This is a genomic window from Burkholderia sp. E168m22 (genome assembly GCF_001319805.1).
GTDB classification, from domain to species: Bacteria; Pseudomonadota; Gammaproteobacteria; order Burkholderiales; family Burkholderiaceae; genus Burkholderia; species Burkholderia orbicola.
The window spans coordinates 61,480-77,091 of record NZ_BBSK01000086.1 but is presented as its reverse complement, the minus strand read 5'-3'; the positions used below and the strand labels follow the sequence as shown (position 1 = coordinate 77,091).

Below are 15,612 nucleotides of genomic sequence, written 5' to 3'. Positions count from 1 at the left end.
ACCGGCGAATAAATTTCGGGGGCCGCCGCGGCGTCGATGTCGACTGGCGGCGCGCGCCGCGCGATCGTACGTATCGGCCGCCATGCATGCGGGGTTGCGGTACTGTCACAACGCGGCAAAACTGCCCTTCGACAATGCAGGCGACCGGGACCCCGCTCGTTTCCGGCCCACGCCCCGGCCGTGCTTGCGCATGGCCGCGCGGTTCCCCTCGCGCCCCATCAAACGAATACACCGACCATGTCGAACCAGGACACTTTCCCTGACCAGCCGAACGAGCCGGCCGCCTCCGTGTCGCGTCGCGGCTTCCTGAAACTCGCCGGCGTCTCCAGCCTCGCCACTGCTGCCGGCGGGCTTGCGGCCGCCCGCGCCGCCGCGTCGAATCCGGACGGCACGCCCGAGCAAGTTCACCTGACGTGGGGCAACGACCCGACGTCCGAAGTCGTGATCTCGTGGGCGTCGCTCGCCCCGGCCGTCAATCCGCGCGCGCGCATCGTCGCCGACGGCGAGCCTGCGCGCACCGTGCACGGCGTCCAGCGCCTGTACACGGACGGCCTGAACGGCGAGACCGTATTCGCGTACCACGCGCGCGTGCACGGACTGAAGCCGGATACGCGCTACCGCTACGAGATCACGGCCGACAACGACAGCAACGCCGCGCAGCCGTTCTCCGCGAATTTCTCGACTGCGCCGCGCGGCCGGGCGCCGTTCCGTTTCACGAGCTACGGCGATCTCGCGACGCCGAACGGCGCGTGGGTGCTGTCGTCGCCGCAGAGCCGCTTCGCGGTGCAGGCCGTCGAACAGTTCCAGCCGCTGTTTCACCTGCTGAACGGCGACCTCTGCTATGCGAACCTGAACCCGGCGCACCAGCCCGAGGTGTGGCGCGATTTCGGCAACAACAACCAGACGTCGGCTGCGAACCGCCCGTGGATGCCGTGCCCCGGTAATCACGAGATCGAATTCAACAACGGTCCGCAGGGGCTCGACTCGTACCTCGCACGCTATACGCTGCCCGAGAACGGCACGCATTTCCCGGGCCGCTGGTACAGCTTCCGCGTGAGCTCCGTGCTGTTCGTGTCGCTCGACGCCGACGACGTCGTGTACCAGGATGCCGCCGCGTTCGTCGGCGGCCCGGCGCCGCTCGTGCCGGCCGCGAGCACCGGCCGCCCGCCGATCGAGCCCGGCACGTCGTTCTACGTGCGCGGCTACAGCAACGGCGAGCAGACGCGCTGGCTCGAACGCACGCTGCGTCACGCCGCGCACGACGACGACATCGACTGGATCGTCGTGCAGATGCATCAGGACGCGCTCAGTTCGTCGAAAACGGGCAACGGCTCCGACAAGGGCATTCGCGAAGCGTGGCTGCCGCTGTTCGACCGTTACGGCGTCGACCTCGTGCTGTGCGGCCACGATCACGACTACGAGCGCAGCTACCCGGTGCGCGGTTGCAATCACCGGGCGGGCGTCGATGCGAAAACCGGTGAAGTGGTCGAAACGCTGCAGCCGCGCCCGGTCGGCTCGAACGATCCGGATCGCACGAAGTTCGATACGAGCCACGGCACGATCCACCTGATCCTCGGCGGCGGCGGCACCAGCGCGCCGCTCGACGTGTACGGCGAAAACCCGTCGACCGGCTTTGCGCAGGCGAAGGTGTTCACGAAGCCGAACCGGCCGGTGCCGGGCACCGCGCCGAACACGTTCGTGCGTCAGCCGGCCGATGCGCTCGAGGATGCGATCTGGTCCGCGCGTCGCGATACGGGCACCGGCTACGGGATCGCGGTGTTCGACCACGATCCGGGCAAGCCGGGCGGCCAAACGACGATCACGATGCGCTACTACCACGCGCCGGGCGCCGACCAGCATCCGACCGCGCAGTACGAGCTGTTCGAGACGATCGAGTTGAGCAAGAAGCGGCGCGAGCGGTGATCGACGCATCGGGCGCCCGCTGCGACGAGCGCCCGATGCGCGGCCGTCGACGGCCGGAACGCGCGGCGCGGGTCAGACTGCCCGCGTCGCACTCCGGCCCATGCAGATGAGTTTCGAATACCGCATTTACACGCCATCTTCGGCCGCCCCATTCGACGCCGTCGCCAACGTGCTGCGGCAAGCGCATTGCGACATCGACGTCGATCCCCATGAACGGCGGCTTGAAATTCTCGATGCGGCCAGCGGCTCGCCGCTGATCGATCTGTCGATCGAAGCAGCCGTTTTCCGCCTTGTCACGACGCTGGGCCCGACGCGAAACGCGATGCTCGACGCGATCGGGCGTGCGCTGTCGGGAATCGACGCACCGTGGCGTATCGACGACGCGTGATCGGCTCGCGCGCCTGAGTCGATCGTGCACGCCAGTCCGGCTGCGTCGCTGCAACGGCCGCGTCCCCGTAAAATGCGCGTTTCCGGCGAAATCTTCCCTTTGTATCGCGGCACGCGCTGACGGCACGCGCGAGCCGAGCCGAATCATCCGAAATCGAACTGGCATGTTGAAACAGGCAGCAAGCATGAAACGCAAGAACAAGGCAACGCTCGTCGGGCTCGGCGCGGTGCTGTTATGGGCGTCGGTGGTCGCGCTCGTGCGCGGCGTCAGCGAAAGCCTCGGCGCGACCGGCGGCGCGGCGATGATCTATACGGTGGCGTCCGTGCTGCTGCTGTTCTCGATCGGCTTCCCCGACCTGAGCCGCTTCCCGAAAAGCTATCTGCTCTGGGGCGGGCTGCTGTTCGTGTCGTACGAGCTGTGCCTGGCGCTGTCGATCGGCTATGCGAGCAACGGTCGGCAAGCGATCGAAGTCGCGATGGTCAACTATCTGTGGCCGAGCCTTACGTTGGTCGCCGCCATCGTGTTCAACCGGCAGCGTGCGAACCTGCTGGTCGTGCCGGGCGTCCTGCTGTCGATGCTCGGCATCTGCTGGGTGCTCGGCGGCGACCAGGGGCTCGATCCCGCCGGCATGCTGCGCAACGTCGCGGACAATCCGCTGAGCTACGGCCTGGCATTGTTCGGCGCGCTGATCTGGGCTGCCTATTGCACGGTGACCGCGCGCATCGCCAACGGCAAGAACGGCGTCACGCCGTTCTTCATGCTGGTCGCCGCGGTGCTCTGGATCAAGTTCGCGATCGAAGGCGGCGGCGGCATGACGTTCAGTTTTCGCGCGATCGTGTATCTCGTGCTGGCGGCGTCGGCGCTCGGCTTCGGCTACGCAGCCTGGAACACCGGCATCATGCACGGCAACGTGACGGTCATCGTCGGCGCATCGTACTTCACGCCGGTGCTCGCCGCCGCCCTCGCCGCCACGCTGCTGCATGCGCCGCTGTCGATCGAATTCTGGCAAGGCGCATCGATGGTGTGCGGCGGCTCGATCCTGTGCTGGCTCGCGACGCGCAGCCGGCGTCGTGACGAGGCCGAGCCCGTGCCGATCGGTAAGGAAACCGAAGGTAACTGCCACGGATAACGATGCCCGGCGCCGTCGACGGAGGGCTCGAACGCAGCGGTCGGCCATGCCCCGAACTGCGGCCGCCGGGCTACCTCTGCGATTCCAGCGCGATCCGCACGGCCAGCCCGGCCAGCACCGTCCCCATCAACCAGCGCTGAACCGCCGCCCACAGCGGCCGCCCCGCGAGAAAGCCTGCGATCGAACCGGCCGCGCAGGCGATCAGCGCGTTGACGCTGACGCTCACCACGATCTGCACACAGCCGAGCGCCAGCGACTGCGCGAGCACGCTGCCGTGCCCCGGCACGATGAACTGCGGCAGCAACGACAGATACATCACCGCGATCTTCGGGTTCGCGAGGTTCGTGACGAAGCCCATCGTGAACAGCCTGACACGGCTGTCGTGCGGCAACTGCCGGACCTGGAACGCGGAGCGCCCGCCCGGCTTCAGCGCCTGCCACGCCAGGTACGCCAGATACAGCGCGCCGGCAAAGCGCAGCGCATCGTATGCGTACGGCACGGTCATCACCAGCGCGGTGATGCCCACTGCCGCACACACCATGTAGAACACGAATCCCAGTGCGACGCCGCCGAGCGATATCAGCCCGGCGCGGCGGCCCTGGCAGATCGAGCGCGAAACCAGATAAATCATGTTCGGTCCAGGCGTCAGCACCATGCCGAGCGACACGAGTCCGAACGCAAACAGGGTGGGCAAGGCCGGCACGGAACACTCCTTCATGGCAACGACAACGATGTCCGAACAATATATTGCATCTCAATCATCGTCGGCATGAATAAACCGCAAGTGCCCCATGAGCGTCGTGCATCGTGCCTACCGGTTGCTACCTGCTCTTTTTCGCGCGCGTCCGGGTCGTATTCCCAGCCTTCGCACGTTGCGCATCGACGAGCCGCACGAATTCGTCGGTGACCGCATTGCCGGCGGTATTCCACGCCAGTCGCACGGAGCGATGCAGCCGCGGCGACAATTCCAGCACACGGCCGCCAAACGGCGTGTACGTGAGCGTGATGCGCGGCACGATCGACACGCCCATGCCGGCCTCCGCCATCGACAGGATGGTGCGCATCTCGACGACGTTGAACGCCGCGCGAAGCGGCACGCCGCCGCGCGCGAAGTAATCCGTAATCACCGGCCCGCACCCCGCCTTCGAGAAGATAAACGGCGCCGCGGCCAACTGCCTGGCCGACACGCTCTTGCGGCCGGCGAACATGTCGTCGGCCGCTACCGCGACAAAATCCTCGTCGAGGAGCGGCAGGTTGTGCGCAAACGTCTTCGTGCCGGCCACCACGCCGACGTCGGCCGTCCCGTCGTCGATCCACCCTTCGACTTCGCTGTCCGTGCCTTCGAGCAGCACCGCCGACACGCCCTGGTGCATTTCCTTCAACGCCTCGAGCGCGGGAACGACGAACGCCAGCGACACGCTCGGCAGCGACGCGACCACCAGCTTCCCTTCAAGCTTGCCGCGCGACAGGCCGAACTGCTGGCGCAGCATCTGCGCTTCCCGCACCACGCTCTGGACATACGGCCACAGGCGTTCGCCGGCCGCCGTCAGGACGACCGGCTGCCGGTCGCGCCAGAGCAGCTTGACCTGCGTGATGTCTTCCAGCTCCGTCAGCGCATGGCTGATCGCGGATTGACTGCGGCTGAGCCGGTCTGCCGCGGCCGTCAGCGAGCCGAGTTCGACCACGGCGGCCAGGGCCTGCAACTGCGCAAGCGTCATCGGGTTTCCTTGTTCGGGGGTATGTATGCCACGCATGAGGTGGCTAATCGACTTGAATTATATTGAACTGCCGGCGAGTGCCGGCATGGGGCTGGTTCGCCCGCTGCGGGACAAGATATCGCCCGGGATTTTCAGGATGATCGCCCTGCAGTTCGTGCTCATCGCAGCGTCGCGGATGATCTGGAAGTCGGGCGCATTTCGGCACGGCGGATCGTCTGCCGCCCGCACGGGCAGCGTGCACGCAATCAAGCCATCGATCGCGCATGCGTTCTGAAAGCTGCAACGCGTAGTATTCGCAGACCCGGCGTATCGCTCCGACCCGCTCCGACCGACAGCGCGGACGATACGCGACCGGCTTTGCTGCGCGTACGCTGATGCTGACGTCGGCGTTGCCACGTTTTCAAAGGCACGAAATGGAAACCTATGTGTTGCTGGGCTGCGGATTGGGCCTTGGCTTGTTGATCGCGATCTGGGGCATCTGGTCGCTCCGATGACGCGCACCGGCCCCGTCCGCGCGCAAGGATTCCGTAGGGAGACGGACGGGAAACCGTAGTGTCGGTGAACGGTTCCATTCGACTTGATTCGCAGTCCGATTCAGCCTGACATCGCCCGCCCGCCCCTGAACGGTCGGTCGCCGCTGCCGCCCGGCACGCGACATGTCCGGCACCGCGCCCTGCTCCATTCCCGAAGACGCGTTAGACTATTCGGATGGAACAATGCCGTTATTGCCAGAGAATCCGCGATGAATGGGATTGCCACGGCGACGAATGCCGCCGGGCAATCGCCAAGGCACTGCGCCGCCAGCGTGCGGGCCTGCCGATGGTGCCCGATCGCATCCGCAACGAGTTGCCGTCCGGCGCGCCGACCCAGCAGGTGATCGCGGTCCTGTCGCGCCAGCGTCTGCGCGCGCGTCGCGGCAACGAGGAACGCCGCGAGCGCAAGGAAATCGACGACGACGGGGTCTGATCCAGCCACCGTGCCGTCTCGCGATCCGTTGCACGTTGTTCGCCCCCTCCTTCCCGCAGGGCGTCCCCCGTGCGCGCATCCCTTCTGTTCACGCCCCCGCTGTCCCTTGCAATCCCGGCAACACCGCATGGGGACGGAAGACGTTTGTCTCGAAATTATTACCTCGAGCGCAACGATCTTTCACTCAAACCCACGTTTACCCTAGATCACGCGACGCCTACGATGTAATCAACCGCTTACGACATGGTGTCGAACGCGGAAAGCCAAATAAACATCGGAGGTCATCATGAAATCGCTCGTTTCCGCAGTCGCCGCCGCAGTCGCCCTGTCCGCCTCGTTCGGCGCATTCGCACAAAGCACCGTGACGCGCGCCCAGGTGCGCGAGGAACTGGTCCAGCTCGAAAACGCCGGCTACAAGCCCAGCCAGTCGAGCCCGCATTACCCCGCCGACATCCAGGCTGCGCAAGCCCGCGTGCACGGCGTCGACAACAGCGGCTCCGGCTCGCAACCGGCCGCGACCGCCGAGAGCGGCGCACCGGTCGTCCGCGCGCAGAACCCGCGCGACTCGGTCTACTTCGGCCACTAAGTCTGCCGCTGCACGCCCCGCGCGTGCGGCCCGCAGATGCAACGAGCCCGTCCCGCGTCGGGCTCGTTGCGTTTCGGCCCGCCGTCAGCGAGTGCCGTCCGAGGCGACGCGACCGGTTTGGTCCGGCGTACCGCCGCGGACCAGATCCTGATAGCGCACGCACACGCACTGCGCGGACGCCTTCGCCGCATACATCGCCGCATCCGCCTTGACGAGCAACTCCTCGGCCGACGCGCCATCCGCCGGAAACTCGCTGACGCCGATGCTCGCGCCGACGGCCATGCGCCCTTCGTCGAACTCGAGTTCCTCGGCCATCACGATCTGGATGCGCGACGCGACATCGCCGATCACCGCGGGTGAACTCACGTCCGAAATCAGCACGATGAATTCGTCGCCGCCGAGCCGTGCCGCCATGTCGCCGGCGCGCAGCACCTGGCTCAGCCGCTTCGCGACCGCGACGAGCGTGCGGTCGCCCGCCGAGTGTCCGTGCTGGTCATTGATCTGCTTGAAGCGGTCGAGATCGACGAACATCACCGCCAACCCCTCGCGCACCGCGGCCGCATGCCGGATCGCGGCCTCGAGATGCTCCATGAACAGCAGGCGGTTCGGCAGGCCGGTCAGCGGGTCGTGACCGGCGAGGTGCGTCAGTTCCAGCTGCTTCGCGCGCAGCATCGCCATCTGCGTGCGGATCTCCACGCGCATGCTGTCGAAACAGCGCGCGAGCACGCCGATCTCGTCGGCCCGCGCGACCGGCAGCCGTTCGGCGGCCGGGTCGTCGAACACGTGTGTCGCGGCGCGCGCGAGGGTCTGCAACGGCCGCGTGATCGCACGCGCGAACAGGATCGCGAGAATCACCGCCAGCACGCTCGATACGAGCACCATCCTGACGATTCGTTCGCCCAGCATGCCGGCCGGCGCGAGCACGTCGGCCAGCGGGCGCGCCATCCCGAGCACGACGAAGCGGTTGCCCTCGTCCTGCCCGAACGGCGTGCGCACGAACGCGAACATCTGGCCCGGTGCTTCGTCGGGCTGCGCGAGTCCATTGAGCGTCACGTTCGTGCGCGCGCTGTCGAACAGCGCGCGCGTGACGGCAAAGCGGTCCTGCATCAGGACGCGCCGGCCGCGATCGAAGCCGAACGTCTGCGCCGGATCGGGATGCACGAGAAAATCGCCCCACTCGTTCGCGAGATAGACCGCATAGTCGTCCGGAAGATCGCGTTCGAGCCGGTCTAACACGCGCGACAGCTCGACGTCGACGACGAGCGCGCCGACCGTCTGGCCGGCCGCGTCGACCACCGGCGTGCCCACGCGCAGGATCGGCAGCCCTTCCGCCGCATGCGATCCCGTCTCGTGATTGACCACGATCGGCGACAGATAGATATGGCCGGGCGCCGTCGCGAGCGTATCGAATACATAGGAGAACTGCCCTTTCTCCTGGAACGCGCTTTCGGGCAGCACGACGATGCCGCGCGCATCGCGATCGAGGCGAATGCGTTCGATCCCGAAATGCCCGCTCGCGATCAGGCGAATCTGCAGGTATTCCGCATGATTGCGCATGAAGCTGTAGTACACCTGCTCGAGCCGCATGCGTCGCGCGGCGTCCGGGTTGTCGCCGCCGGCGACGGACGCGGACGACGGCAACTGCGCGAGCACGAGCGCATCGTCGGCCACGTCGGCAAGCGCGGTGGTGAAGCGCTGCCCGAGCAATTGCGTCGACATCAGCAGGCTGTGCTGCGCTTCCTGCACGAGCATCGCGCGGTTGGCGCGATACGCGTAGTAGCCGGTCGTGCCGGCCGCGATCACGCCGATGCACGCGAACAGCACCGACAGCTTCGACGTGAGGCCGAGCCGGATCATTTTCCGAATCGCTCCGGCCGGTCGCCCGACACGATGCGGCTCCACAGCGATTCGCGGCGCGCGATGTCCTCCACGGGCTGAAGCCACACGAGATGCTGGTGTCCGGTATCCAGGCCGCGCGGCGGCTCGAGCGTGTTCGCGAGCCCCTGACGCTCGGTCAGCAGCGCGCCGATCGCCGGTTCGAGCATGTAGTTGATCCACGCGAAGGCAAGCTCGGGACGTTGCGCGCCGCGCGTGACGGCCCAGCAGTCGAGCCACGCGAGCGCGCCTTCGTCCGGGATCACGTACCCGACGTCCGCGCCGGCGCGACGCAACTGCTCCACCTGCTGCGTGCCGTAGTTGCCGAACATCAGCGCCGCGCGATGCTGGACGAACAGCGCGGTCGCTTCTTCGGGAAGCGTGTAGTACGTCAGCAGGTTGCGGCGCAGGTCGATCAGCTTGCGGGCCACGGCAAGCGTCTGCGCGGGCGACAGGCGGAACGGATCGGAATAGCCGAGCGCCAGCGCCGTGAACGAGAAGTTGTGCTGCGCGCTGTTGAAGTCGAGCACCTTGCCGCGATAGCGAGGATTCCACAGCTCGCGCATCGAGCGCGGCGCGGCCGGCACCTGCTTGCGATCGTAGATCAGCCCCATCGACGAATACGTGAACGGGATCGCGTAGGACGCGCCGTCCTGCACGAGGCCGCCGATCGTCGCGAGCTGCTGGAAATTCGGCAACTGCCGCCGCCGGTTCGCGATGCGCGACAGGTCGATCGGCGCAAGCAGGTGTTCATGCGCATAGCGCTGGATCTCGGCCGTGTTCGCGGCCAGCACGTCGTACGGCGGCGGCGACGCGCTGTGCAACCGCGTCCACAGCGCTTCGTCGGAATCGACCAGCGTCACCTCGACACGCACATGAAACTGCGCCTCGAATGCGCTGACGATATCGCTGTCCGCATAACCGGGCCAGGCCAGCACGCGCAGCACGTTGTCGTTGACGGTTTCGGGAGAGGCCGCGACGGCCGGCGGAACGGGCGCCAGTAAGCCAAGCGTCAGCATGACAAGCAGCGTGCGCACGGCGCCGCGGGCGCGCGCGCGTGCACCGATTCCCCTGATCAATCGCACCCCGCGTGAATCGCCCGGCTGCATTCGACTGTCCTTTTTCGAGTCGATGCGATATCCCGCAACGAGACCATAAAACGCAGGGTCACGCAATCGGAACAAGCCGCACGTCGCGCATATTCGCGGGCCTCACGGCTGAATGCGACCCAATTACACGAGCCCGCGTCGGGCCGCGAACACACGAACACGCGAATACGCGGAGACGCGAATACGAACGTCAGCGCCAGGCCTGCGTGAATTCGGCGATCACGCGCGACAGGTGGGCGCGCATCGCGTCGCGCGCACCGGCCGCGTCGCGCGCCATGATCGCCGCGAAGATCCGCTGGTGATCCTCCTGCGACGCCTCGCGCAGCGCGGGCGAGTGAAAGTGCTCCTCGATCTTGTCCCACAGCGGATCGGCGCGCGCGCAATCCCACATCGCCGTGACCATGTGCAGCAGCACCGTGTTGCCGGTCGATTCCGCGATGCGCAGGTGGAATTGGCGATCGGCCGCGTCGTATGCGGCCTTGTCGTTCATCTGTTCGCGCATCGTCGTCAGCGAGAAAAACAGGCGGTCGAGATCGCCATCCTTGCGCTCGGTCGCCGCGAGCGCCGCGACTTCCGCCTCGATCAGCCCGCGCGCGCGCAGCGTCTCGATCGGCCCGGGGCCGCGCGGTACTTCGAACGTGACCGGCCGCGCGGCGTCGGCCGCCGACACGTAGATGCCCGAGCCGATCCGCACCTCGACGACCCCCTGCACCTCGAGCGCGATGATCGCCTCGCGCACTTGCGTACGGCTCACGCCGAACTGGTCGGCCAGACTGCGCTCCGACGGCAGCCGCGCGCCGGCTTCGAACGCGCCGGCGGCCACCATCGCGTGAATCTGCCGCGCAAGGCCGATATAGGAGCGGTCCGCGGCATCGGTGTCGCGGCTGGCGGGCAGGCTGGAAAGGTCGGTCATCGAAAGGCTCGCAACAGGCTGGCCGGCGCCGCTGCGGCGTCGGATCGACAAAATGGTACACCAATTTGGCTGCGCCGCCGGTTCGACCGATCGGCCAGCCTATGCCTGCCACTTCCAGAAATGCATCACGCGTGATCGCTTGCCTGACAACTGGTAAACCACTATCCCACGCAACTGGCATACCAATCATAATCCGCACACCGACGACGGCCCGGCACGCCGCCGCCCCGCTCGTCCGACGCATGAACCGACAGCCAGGAGCCTTTCCAGTGAAGATGTCTTTCCGTTGGTACGGCGAGTCCGATCCGGTCTCGCTGCAATACATCCGCCAGATCCCCGGCGTCACGCATATCGTGTCCGCGATCTACGACGAACCCGTGGGCGAGGTGTGGCCCGCGCACAAGATCGACGCGCTGAAGGCGACGATCGAGCGCGCCGGCCTGCGGTTCGACGTCGTCGAATCGGTGCCGGTGCACGAGGACATCAAGCTCGGCAAGCCAACCCGCGACCGCCTGATCGACCACTACCGGCAGACGATCCGCCATCTCGGCGCGGCCGGCATCCGCGTCGTCTGCTACAACTTCATGCCCGTGTTCGACTGGACCCGCACCGAGCTGTCGAAGACGCTCGACGACGGCTCGACCTGCCTCGCGTTCAGCACCGACGCGGTCGACCGGATCGATCCGAACGACGGCATCGCGCTGCCCGGCTGGGATTCGAGCTACCGGCCCGAACAGTTGCAGGCGCTGCTCGCCGACTACCGCGACGTCGACGAGAACGCGCTGTGGGCCAATCTCGAATACTTCCTGAAGGCGATCATTCCGGTCGCCGAGGAAGCCGGCGTGAAGATGGCGATCCATCCCGACGATCCGCCGCGCCCGATCTTCGGGCTGCCGCGCATCGTGAAGAACCGCGACGATCTCGCGCGGATCGTGCGCATCGTCGACTCGCCCGCGAACGGGCTGACGCTGTGCTCGGGCTCGCTCGGCGCGGGCCCCGAGAACGACGTCGAAGCGCTCGTGCGCGAGTTCGGCGCGATGGGCCGCATCCATTTCGCGCACATCCGCAACGTGAAGGTCGACGCGAACGGCGATTTCGAGGAAACCGCGCATCTGTCGAGCTGCGGCTCGCTCGACATCGCCGCGATCGTGAAGGCGTACCACGACACCGGCTTCACCGGCTACGTGCGCCCCGACCACGGCCGCATGATCTGGGGCGAGACGGGCAAGCCCGGCTACGGCCTCTACGACCGCGCGCTCGGCGCCGTCTACCTGAACGGCCTGTGGGAAGCGCTGGCGAAGTTCGACCGCACCCCGCAAGCGTCGCGGTAATCCGCCCTTCGAGGCGGCCGGCGCAGCGGATCGCCGGTCGCCCGCCACGACATTCCGCGCGGAGACACCGCCATGCCACGCATTCGATGGGCCATGATCCTGATGTGCTTCCTGGCCAACGTCATCAACTTCATCGATCGCGCGAACCTCGCGATCGCGGCGCCCAGCATCCGTGCCGACCTCGGGCTCGACGCGGTCGGCATGGGGCTCGTGCTGAGCGCGTTCTTCTGGACCTATGCGTTCCTGCAATTACCGGCCGGCTGGTTCATCGACAAGGTCGGCGTACGCGTGAGCCTCGCGCTGGCCGTCGGCTGGTGGTCGGTGTTCACCGTCGCGACGGGCGCCGCGCGCGGCCTCGCGCAACTCGTCGGCGTGCGGCTGATGCTCGGCGTCGGCGAAGCGGCCGCGATCCCGTCGTTCGCGAAGGTCGCGTTCAACTGGTTCCCGCGCAGCGAGCGCGGCCTGGCCAGCAGCATCTTCGACAGCGGCTCGCGCGTCGGCTCCGCGCTGTCGCTGCCGCTCGTCGCGTGGCTGATCTCGCTCGTCGGCTGGCGCGGGTCGTTCGTGATCACGGGCGGCATCGGCATCGTCTGGGCGCTCGCGTGGTGGTTCGTCTATCGCGACCCGGAACGCTATCGCGCGATCGCGCCGGACGCCGTCGATGCGCTGCTCGCGCAACGCGGCGCACCGACGGTTGCGGCCGCAACCGACGGCCCGAAGGTGTCGTGGCTGGACCTGTTCCGCTATCGCACCGTGTGGGGGATGATGATCGGCCTGTTCTGCCTGAACTTCGCGATCTACTTCTTCATCACGTGGTTCCCGAGCTACCTGCTGCAGTCGCGCGGCTTCTCGCTCGCGTCGCTCGGCACGTGGGGCATGCTGCCCGCGCTGCTCGCGATTCCCGGCGGCTGGCTCGGCGGCTACGTGTCGGACAGCCTGTTCCGCCGTGGCTGGAGCGCCACCGCCGCGCGCAAGACCTGTCTCGTGCTCGGCATGCTGCTGTCGTCGTCGATCGCGCTGTCCGCGTTCGTGGAAAACGTGTGGGCCTGCCTCGGCCTGTTCGCGCTCGCGTATGCCAGCCTGTCGTTCGCCGGCGCCAACGTGTGGACGCTGGTCGGCGAAGTCGCGCCGACGCCCGCGCACGTCGCCTCGCTCGGCGGCATCCAGAACTTCGCGGGCAATCTCGCGGGCATCTTCATCACGACCTTCACCGGCGTGATGCTGTCGCTCACGAAAGGCTCGTTCGTGGTGCCGCTCGCGGTGGCCGGCGCGCTGTGCGTGGTCGGTGCGCTGTCGTACCTGTTCGTGGTCGGCAAGGTCGAGCCGTTGCCGCCGCTGCGGCGCGGCAGCAGCGCACGGAATGTCGAACCGAACGCGGCCTGACGCAGCGGGACGGCGCGACCGAAACGCCCACGCTTTCCTTTTCGGGCCACGCATCGGACAATGAGCCGCGCCCGCCGGGCGCGGTGCCGCCCCGGCCCGCGCGCGGCGGCGGAGCGCCCCGCCCACGCCGATGAAACGCTACGAAACCCTCGCCCATACGATCGCCGACGACATCCGCAACGGCAACCTCGCGGTCGGTACACGTCTGCCGTCGCTGCGGCAGATCATCGCGCAACATGGCGTGAGCCAGTCGACGGTGTTTCGCGCGTATTACCTGCTCGAGCAGTGGGGGCTGATCCGCGCGCGCGAACGCTCGGGCTACTACGTCGCGCCGGGCGCGCAGCCGGCCACGAGCCCGGCGACGAAACGCCGGACGAGCCGCGCGGGTGCAACGCGCAAGGTCGACATCAGCAACCTCGTGTTCTCCGTGCTCGATGCGGCCACGCAGCCCGGCATCGTGCCGCTCGGTTCCGCGTTCCCGGCGCCGCAGCTGTTTCCGCTGCCGCGCCTGGCGAAGTCGCTCGCGCAGGCCACGCGACTCGTGAGCCCGTGGAGCACGGTGGTCGACCTGCCACCCGGCAACGAAGCGCTGCGTCAGCAGATCGCGCGGCGCTATCTCGCCACCGGCATCTCGCAACCGATCGACGAAATCGTCGTCACGAACGGCGCACTCGAAGCGCTGAACCTGTGCCTGATGGCGGTGACGCGGCCCGGCGACGTCGTCGCCGTCGAAGCACCGGGCTTCTATGCGGCGCTGCAGGCGATCGAGCGGCTCGACCTGCGCGCGGTCGAGATTCCCGTCGATCCGCGCACCGGCCTCGATCTTGATGCGCTCGCGAACGCGCTCGACCGGCACGCCATCCGCGCGTGCTGGTTCATGACCAATTTCCAGAATCCGACCGGCGTCACGCTGACCGCCGAAAAGAAGCGCGCGCTCGTCGAATTGCTCGCGGCGCGCAACGTGCCGCTGATCGAGGACGACGTGTACGGCGAACTGCATTTCGGCCCGGACTACCCGCTGCCCGCGCGCGCGTTCGACCGTCACGGCCTCGTGATGCACTGCAGTTCGTTCTCGAAAACGCTCGCGCCCGGCTACCGGATCGGCTGGGCCGCCGCCGGCCGGTTCGCGGAGAAGGTGCAGCGGCTCAAGCTGATGACGACGCTGTCGGCCAGCATTCCCGCGCAGGCCGGCATCGCGAACTATCTCGAGCACGGCGGCTACGACCGGCACCTGCGCAAGCTGCGCGGCGCGCTGCACGCGCAGCTCGACCGGATGGACGACGCGCTGCGGCGCTGGCTGCCGGCCGGCGTCGAATGGGTGCGGCCCGACGGCGGGTATTTCCTGTGGCTCGCGTTTCCCGATGCGATCGACGCGATGGAACTGCATCGCGAGGCGATCGAACGCGGCATCAGCTTCGCGCCGGGGCCGCTGTTTTCGGCCGCGCACGGCTTCGAGCGCTGCGTGCGCGTGAACTTCGGCCATCCGTGGAGCCGCGACATCGAGCGCGCGATCCGCGTGCTCGGCGAACTGGTCGCGCAGCCGTCGGTCCGCAAGGCAGGCTGATCGCGTCCTGGGCGAGCGCACCGCGCCGTGCTGCGTGCGTCACGGTCATGCAGCCGCTCCGCGTGCGGGTTACATTGCAGGTCCTCCCGCCCTTTCCCGATTGCCCATGAGCCCATTGCCCTACCTCGATCACGATGCGCTGCTGACATTGACGGCCGAAGCGGCGCACGTCACGCAGCCGTGCACGTGCACGAAGACCTCGCTCGCCGGCTGGACCACGCTGCCGCTGTCGCTGCCGGACACGCAACTGATCGAAGTGGCCACGCTCGCGCCGCCGGGCGAACCCGAGCCGACCTACGCGGAATATCATCCGGCCGGCACGCGCTATGCATCGGACGACGCGCCGATCGCGCCGCGCCATTTCCCGTACAACCGCTGCACCGTCAGCCGCTGCAGTACGTGCGGCCGCCTGTTCCTGCGCTACCAGGAAGGCGGCGGCTACTTCATCGACCAGCGCATCCGCGCGCTCGATCCGGCGCTCGTCATCGACGCGTGATCGCGCAACGCACGGGGTTTTCGAGCGCGGTGCTCGGCGACGACACCGATCTCGCGGCCGCGCGGCGGCAGCTCGTTCGGTTTCCGGGCTTCCATCAGCGCGACGCGGGAACGACCCTGCCGCCGCAAGACGCCGCAGCGCAGCCCGGAAAATGAAACGGGCGGCTCGCTGGCCGCCCGTACGATGAACCGGAAGCAAACCGGCCGGCGCCCGCCATCATGCGGGCGCCCC

15 protein-coding genes and 1 pseudogene are annotated in these 15,612 nt (G+C 67.6%); 11 read left to right on the top strand and 5 right to left on the bottom strand.

Annotated features, from left to right (window positions below; translation table 11 throughout):
• Positions 1–237 precede the first annotated feature (237 nt).
• The 3 genes from AP428_RS19830 (at position 238) to yddG (ending at position 3,440) form a co-directional block, all read left to right on the top strand.
• Positions 238–1,923, top strand: a complete 1,686-nt coding sequence (locus AP428_RS19830; RefSeq protein WP_011694756.1) for a metallophosphoesterase family protein — start codon at positions 238–240, stop codon at positions 1,921–1,923.
• 106 nt (positions 1,924–2,029) lie between these two features.
• A complete protein-coding gene (locus AP428_RS19825) occupies positions 2,030–2,311 on the top strand; it encodes a hypothetical protein (protein WP_226292051.1) in 282 nt (93 codons plus the stop codon).
• 184 nt (positions 2,312–2,495) lie between these two features.
• Entirely contained in the window at positions 2,496–3,440 is a 945-nt protein-coding gene (yddG, locus tag AP428_RS19820; protein WP_041489389.1) for an aromatic amino acid DMT transporter YddG, read from the top strand.
• 70 nt (positions 3,441–3,510) lie between these two features.
• On the opposite strand, the gene AP428_RS19815 is transcribed toward yddG, so the two are convergent.
• Together AP428_RS19815 and AP428_RS19810 are read right to left on the bottom strand one after the other, a co-directional pair.
• The gene (locus AP428_RS19815; protein ID WP_171984321.1) at positions 3,511–4,143 is read right to left on the bottom strand and encodes a LysE family translocator; all 633 of its coding nucleotides are present in this window, start codon (positions 4,141–4,143) and stop codon (positions 3,511–3,513) included.
• A 118-nt stretch (positions 4,144–4,261) separates the two neighbouring features.
• A complete protein-coding gene (locus AP428_RS19810) occupies positions 4,262–5,158 on the bottom strand; it encodes a LysR family transcriptional regulator (protein ID WP_011547619.1) in 897 nt (298 codons plus the stop codon).
• An 85-nt stretch (positions 5,159–5,243) separates the two neighbouring features.
• On the opposite strand from AP428_RS19810, the gene AP428_RS19805 reads away from it, so the two are divergent.
• From AP428_RS19805 to AP428_RS19795, 3 genes are all read left to right on the top strand, one after another.
• Entirely contained in the window at positions 5,244–5,432 is a 189-nt protein-coding gene (locus tag AP428_RS19805) for a hypothetical protein (protein WP_264168814.1), read from the top strand.
• Positions 5,433–5,866: 434 nt separating this feature from the next.
• A complete protein-coding gene (locus AP428_RS19800) occupies positions 5,867–6,124 on the top strand; it encodes a hypothetical protein (protein WP_006478949.1) in 258 nt (85 codons plus the stop codon).
• Between the two features lie 286 nt (positions 6,125–6,410).
• Entirely contained in the window at positions 6,411–6,710 is a 300-nt protein-coding gene (locus AP428_RS19795; RefSeq protein ID WP_006478947.1) for a DUF4148 domain-containing protein, read from the top strand.
• Between the two features lie 84 nt (positions 6,711–6,794).
• On the opposite strand, the gene AP428_RS19790 is transcribed toward AP428_RS19795, so the two are convergent.
• The 3 genes from AP428_RS19790 to AP428_RS19780 all read right to left on the bottom strand — a co-directional run bounded on the left by AP428_RS19790 (position 6,795) and on the right by AP428_RS19780 (position 10,607).
• A complete protein-coding gene (locus tag AP428_RS19790) occupies positions 6,795–8,567 on the bottom strand; it encodes a diguanylate cyclase domain-containing protein (protein WP_006478946.1) in 1,773 nt (590 codons plus the stop codon).
• On the bottom strand, positions 8,564–9,694 hold the full coding sequence (locus tag AP428_RS19785) for a PotD/PotF family extracellular solute-binding protein (RefSeq protein ID WP_006478945.1): 1,131 nt from the start codon (positions 9,692–9,694) through the stop codon (positions 8,564–8,566). The genes AP428_RS19790 and AP428_RS19785 overlap by 4 nt, the downstream gene beginning before the upstream one ends.
• Positions 9,695–9,884: 190 nt before the next feature.
• A complete protein-coding gene (locus AP428_RS19780) occupies positions 9,885–10,607 on the bottom strand; it encodes a FadR/GntR family transcriptional regulator (protein WP_011694757.1) in 723 nt (240 codons plus the stop codon).
• Positions 10,608–10,876: 269 nt separating this feature from the next.
• Here AP428_RS19780 and uxuA point away from each other — a divergent pair, with 269 nt between their 5' ends.
• From uxuA to AP428_RS37800, 5 genes and pseudogenes are all read left to right on the top strand, one after another.
• Positions 10,877–11,938, top strand: coding sequence for a mannonate dehydratase (gene uxuA / locus AP428_RS19775; protein ID WP_171984320.1), 1,062 nt, complete (start codon positions 10,877–10,879; stop codon positions 11,936–11,938).
• A gap of 72 nt (positions 11,939–12,010) precedes the next feature.
• Positions 12,011–13,321, top strand: coding sequence for an MFS transporter (locus AP428_RS19770; protein WP_011547615.1), 1,311 nt, complete (start codon positions 12,011–12,013; stop codon positions 13,319–13,321).
• A 130-nt stretch (positions 13,322–13,451) separates the two neighbouring features.
• On the top strand, positions 13,452–14,885 hold the full coding sequence (locus AP428_RS19765) for a PLP-dependent aminotransferase family protein (RefSeq protein WP_011547614.1): 1,434 nt from the start codon (positions 13,452–13,454) through the stop codon (positions 14,883–14,885).
• 106 nt (positions 14,886–14,991) lie between these two features.
• Entirely contained in the window at positions 14,992–15,381 is a 390-nt protein-coding gene (locus AP428_RS19760) for a hypothetical protein (RefSeq protein ID WP_011547613.1), read from the top strand.
• Positions 15,378–15,536: pseudogene (locus tag AP428_RS37800) on the top strand (DUF934 domain-containing protein); the annotation flags it as partial. The gene AP428_RS19760 and the pseudogene AP428_RS37800, both read left to right, overlap by 4 nt.
• Between the last annotated feature and the right edge of the window lie 76 nt (positions 15,537–15,612).

What these genes read in the sequence shown, in the direction of transcription:
- AP428_RS19830 (WP_011694756.1), top strand. Translation starts at nt 238, where the DNA reads ATGTCGAACCAGGACACTTTCCCTGACCAGCCGAACGAGCCGGCCGCC.
- AP428_RS19825 (WP_226292051.1), top strand. Translation starts at nt 2,030, where the DNA reads ATGAGTTTCGAATACCGCATTTACACGCCATCTTCGGCCGCCCCATTC.
- yddG (WP_041489389.1), top strand. Translation starts at nt 2,496, where the DNA reads ATGAAACGCAAGAACAAGGCAACGCTCGTCGGGCTCGGCGCGGTGCTG.
- AP428_RS19810 (WP_011547619.1), bottom strand. Translation starts at nt 5,158, where the DNA reads ATGACGCTTGCGCAGTTGCAGGCCCTGGCCGCCGTGGTCGAACTCGGC.
- AP428_RS19805 (WP_264168814.1), top strand. Translation starts at nt 5,244, where the DNA reads ATGGGGCTGGTTCGCCCGCTGCGGGACAAGATATCGCCCGGGATTTTC.
- AP428_RS19800 (WP_006478949.1), top strand. Translation starts at nt 5,867, where the DNA reads ATGGAACAATGCCGTTATTGCCAGAGAATCCGCGATGAATGGGATTGC.
- AP428_RS19795 (WP_006478947.1), top strand. Translation starts at nt 6,411, where the DNA reads ATGAAATCGCTCGTTTCCGCAGTCGCCGCCGCAGTCGCCCTGTCCGCC.
- AP428_RS19790 (WP_006478946.1), bottom strand. Translation starts at nt 8,567, where the DNA reads ATGATCCGGCTCGGCCTCACGTCGAAGCTGTCGGTGCTGTTCGCGTGC.
- AP428_RS19785 (WP_006478945.1), bottom strand. Translation starts at nt 9,694, where the DNA reads ATGCAGCCGGGCGATTCACGCGGGGTGCGATTGATCAGGGGAATCGGT.
- AP428_RS19780 (WP_011694757.1), bottom strand. Translation starts at nt 10,607, where the DNA reads ATGACCGACCTTTCCAGCCTGCCCGCCAGCCGCGACACCGATGCCGCG.
- AP428_RS19770 (WP_011547615.1), top strand. Translation starts at nt 12,011, where the DNA reads ATGCCACGCATTCGATGGGCCATGATCCTGATGTGCTTCCTGGCCAAC.
- AP428_RS19765 (WP_011547614.1), top strand. Translation starts at nt 13,452, where the DNA reads ATGAAACGCTACGAAACCCTCGCCCATACGATCGCCGACGACATCCGC.
- AP428_RS19760 (WP_011547613.1), top strand. Translation starts at nt 14,992, where the DNA reads ATGAGCCCATTGCCCTACCTCGATCACGATGCGCTGCTGACATTGACG.